The sequence below is a fragment of the Terrisporobacter muris genome, assembly GCF_024621905.1.
Lineage (GTDB): Bacteria > Bacillota > Clostridia > Peptostreptococcales > Peptostreptococcaceae > Terrisporobacter > Terrisporobacter muris.
The window spans coordinates 1-3,814 of sequence record NZ_JANKBY010000334.1; the positions used below are offsets into that span (position 1 = coordinate 1).

Consider the following 3,814-nt stretch of genomic DNA (forward strand, 5'->3'; position numbering starts at 1 on the left):
ATTTTTTATTTTACAAAATAAAAAAGCTATGAAAAATTTAATTTTCATAGCTTTTTATTAATTATCTCTCACCTTTTTTATAAGGATTACCTAAAGCTGAAGGAGCCTTAGAACTCTTAACAAATAATATTAATATTATTAATGTTACAACATAAGGTATCATAGATAATAAGTTTTCATTTATTGTAAATGGTAATGTTGGACTTCCGAAGTATACAGATAACGCTGTTGAGAAACCAAATAATAAACAAGCAAGCGCTGCCCATTGAGGTCTCCATTTTCCGAATATAACAGCTGCCATAGCTATATATCCTTGTCCTGATACTAACGTAGGTCTGAACGAAGAAACTAAAGCAAGAGACATTGATGCTCCACCAAGCCCTGCTAAGAATCCAGATATTAAAACACCGCTATATCTTACTTTAGAAACATTTATTCCTAATGTATCTGCAGCTCCTGGATGTTCGCCAACAGATCTTATTCTAAGACCGAACTTTGTTTTATATAAAATGTAATACGCTACTATAACTAATATAAATGCTAAGTATACAGTTGCATAGTTATTAAATATTGTATCTAGTACACTACCTGCTGGGAATGTTCCATTAAATATTCTAGGTATCTTATTTTCCATTGGTATTGTCGGAGTAGTAGTTGCTCCATCAAACATTATTTTAGCTAAAAATAATGCAAAACCTGGTGCTAATAAATTTATTGCAACACCTGATATTGTATGATCTGCATTAAATTTAACTGTTGCAGTTGCATGTATCAAAGCAAAGAATGCTCCAGCTAATCCACCGATTAAGAAAGCTAACCATGGATTCCCTGTTAAAACACCTGCTGCTGCTGCTGCAAAGGCTCCTATTGTCATCATTCCTTCAAGACCTATGTTAACTATACCTGAGTTTTCAGAAAATACTCCTCCTAATGCAGTATATATAAGGGGAGTTGAATACATTAATGTTGTACTAATTATAATCGCTAAATCTTGCATTATGCGTTACCCCCTTTTGTTCTTTTTTCTTTCATTTTTAAATATAACATTCTTAATCCATTACTTAATGCTATAAAGAATACTATTGAACCTATAACTATGTTTATTACTTCTGATGGTGCTCCAACAGATTGCATTTTTATTCCACCATATTTGAATGCACCGAATAATAATCCTGAGAATATAACTCCTATTGGGTTACTATTTGCTATTAATGCAACAGCTATACCGTCAAATCCATATCCTTCTTGCGCTGCAAGGACTGTTATATTATGAGTTACACCCATAACTTGTATTGCTCCAGCAACACCAGCTAATAAACCTGCTATAGCCATTGATTTTAATATTGATTTACCAACATCTATACCTGCATATTCTGCTGCATCTTTATTGTGACCAACCGCTCTAAGTTCGAATCCTAAAGTAGTTTTTGTTAATACAAACCATATTACAAATACTAATATTATAGATATAATTATACCCCAGTTAACAGACGTAGCCGGTCCAACTAAACCTTTTAGCCAGTCTATACCTATACTTGCACTCTCTTGTATATTTACTGATGCTTCACTGTTTTCTACCGATATAAATGAATTTGATACCATAAAGTTACTTAAATAAAAAGCAATCCAGTTTAACATTATTGTTGCTATAACTTCATTTATTCCAAATTTAGATTTTAGGAAACCTGCTATTGAACCCCAAAGCCCACCTGCAAGTCCTGCTAAAATCATTGTTAATGGAATATGAATTATAGCTGGTAATTGAATACTATATCCTACTAATGTTGCAACTAATGCCCCTATTATAAATTGACCTTCTGCTCCTATGTTAAATAGTCCTGTTTTAAAGGCAAATGCTATCGAAAGACCAGTAAGAATATATGGTGTAGCCTTTATTATAGTCCATGCTATATATTTAGGTTTTCCAAATATACCTTCTATCATAGCTCCATAAGCTTTTATTGGACTGTTTCCTGAAATAACAAGAACTATTGCCCCGACAAGTAATCCTAGAAGGATTGATAATAATGAAAACTTAACAGCATCATCTATAAAAGATTTTTTCTTAACCTTTAAATTATTTTCCATTACAGTCACCTCCTGCCATCATCATTCCAAGTGTATTTTCATCTGCATCTTTTGCATCTAATATGCCAACTATTTTTCCTTCGTATATAACTGCTATTCTATCTGAAACATTCATAACCTCATCAAGTTCTAAAGATACTAAAAGAACTCCGTTTCCTGCATCTCTTTGAGCAACTAATGACTTATGAACGAACTCTATAGCACCTACGTCTAATCCTCTTGTCGGTTGAGTAGCTATTAATAATTGTGGCTCATGACTGTTTTCTCTAGATGCTTCTATGTTTGTTACTTCTCTACCTATGATTACTTTTTGTTGGTTACCACCAGATAACCCTCTTGCTTTGGCATTAAGATCGTTTGGTCTAACGTCAAATCTTTCAATTATTTCTTCAGCTTTTTTATTAATTGCTTCTGTATTTAATATTCCATTTCTAGAATATTTATTTTCTTTGTAATTTTGTAAAACAACATTTTCTGCAACTGTATAATCTAAAACAAGCCCTCTTTTTTGTCTATCTTCTGGAATATTTTTTATTCCTTTTTTGAAAATTTGCTTAGGTTTATTGTTTACTACATTTTGTCCATTTATGTCTATAAGGCCGGATTCAACTTTTCTAAGACCAGTAAGAGCTTCAACTAATTCTGATTGTCCATTACCATCAATCCCTGCAATTCCAAGTATTTCACCAGCCCTAACTTCTAAAGATAATCCATCAACAACTTTTATTTTTCTGTTATCTTTTACTATTAAATCTTTAATTGATAATACTGTTTTAGTTGGTCTTGCCTCTTTTTTGTCAACTTTGAAATTAACTTCTCTACCTACCATCATCTCTGCCAAGTCGTTCTCAGTTACATCTGATACTTTTACCGTATCTATGTATCTACCTCTTCTAATTACAGTACAATGATCAGCTATTGATTTTATTTCTTTAAGTTTATGAGTAATTATTATTACCGACTTACCTTCTTTTGTTAAGTTTCTAATTATATTAATAAGTTCCGTTATTTCTTGTGGAGTTAAAACAGCTGTAGGTTCATCAAGAATTAAAGTTTGTGCACCTCTATATAATGCCTTTAATATCTCAACCCTTTGTTGCATACCTACTGTTATATCTTCAACTTTAGCCATAGGATCAACGAATAATCCATATTTTGATGATATTTCTTTAACATCATCTATGGCCTTTTTCATATCTAGAGCACCACCATTTTTTGTTGGTTCTGTACCTAGTACTATATTTTCAGCTACTGTAAATGGCTGAACAAGCATAAAATGTTGATGAACCATCCCTATTCCTTTTGATATAGCTACATTTGGATTGCTTATGTCTACTAATTCTCCATTAATATAAATTTCTCCTGATGTAGGGTTATAAAGTCCATATAATATATTCATAAGAGTAGATTTACCTGCTCCATTTTCTCCTAAAAGCGCATGTACTTCTCCTTTATGTACAGTCAAATTAATGTTGTTATTTGCTGTAAAGTTGCCGAATTTCTTCGTTATATTTTTCATTTCAACAACTTTTTGACTGTAGTCGATGCTATTGTTGTTCATAGCTATTTTTCTCCTCCTTGTCTGACCATATTTTTCAAAATAAAAAACGGATAATATATTTATATATTATCCATAAATCATATAATCTATTTGTTAACCTAAATTAAATTTTGTAGATTTCATATTTATTAGATAAGATATTATATGATTTTAAACCTTTTACAT

General features: G+C 31.5%; 3 protein-coding genes. All 3 read right to left on the reverse strand.

Annotated features, from left to right (window positions below; translation table 11 throughout):
• Positions 1 to 61: 61 nt before the first annotated feature.
• Genes NSA58_RS17210 through NSA58_RS17220 form a run of 3 tightly spaced genes read right to left on the reverse strand, consistent with a single transcriptional unit; the run spans position 62 to position 3,649 of the window.
• Positions 62 to 997, reverse strand: coding sequence for an ABC transporter permease (locus NSA58_RS17210; RefSeq protein ID WP_039678478.1), 936 nt, complete (start codon positions 995 to 997; stop codon positions 62 to 64).
• On the reverse strand, positions 997 to 2,088 hold the full coding sequence (locus tag NSA58_RS17215) for an ABC transporter permease (RefSeq protein WP_039678477.1): 1,092 nt from the start codon (positions 2,086 to 2,088) through the stop codon (positions 997 to 999). Before NSA58_RS17215 ends, NSA58_RS17210 begins: the two co-directional genes overlap by 1 nt.
• Complete coding sequence (locus NSA58_RS17220) at positions 2,078 to 3,649, reverse strand: ABC transporter ATP-binding protein (RefSeq protein WP_039678476.1); 1,572 nt, start codon at positions 3,647 to 3,649, stop codon at positions 2,078 to 2,080. Before NSA58_RS17220 ends, NSA58_RS17215 begins: the two co-directional genes overlap by 11 nt.
• Positions 3,650 to 3,814 lie beyond the last annotated feature (165 nt).

What these genes read in the sequence shown, in the direction of transcription:
- NSA58_RS17220 (WP_039678476.1), bottom strand. Translation starts at nt 3,649, where the DNA reads ATGAACAACAATAGCATCGACTACAGTCAAAAAGTTGTTGAAATGAAA.
- NSA58_RS17215 (WP_039678477.1), bottom strand. Translation starts at nt 2,088, where the DNA reads ATGGAAAATAATTTAAAGGTTAAGAAAAAATCTTTTATAGATGATGCT.
- NSA58_RS17210 (WP_039678478.1), bottom strand. Translation starts at nt 997, where the DNA reads ATGCAAGATTTAGCGATTATAATTAGTACAACATTAATGTATTCAACT.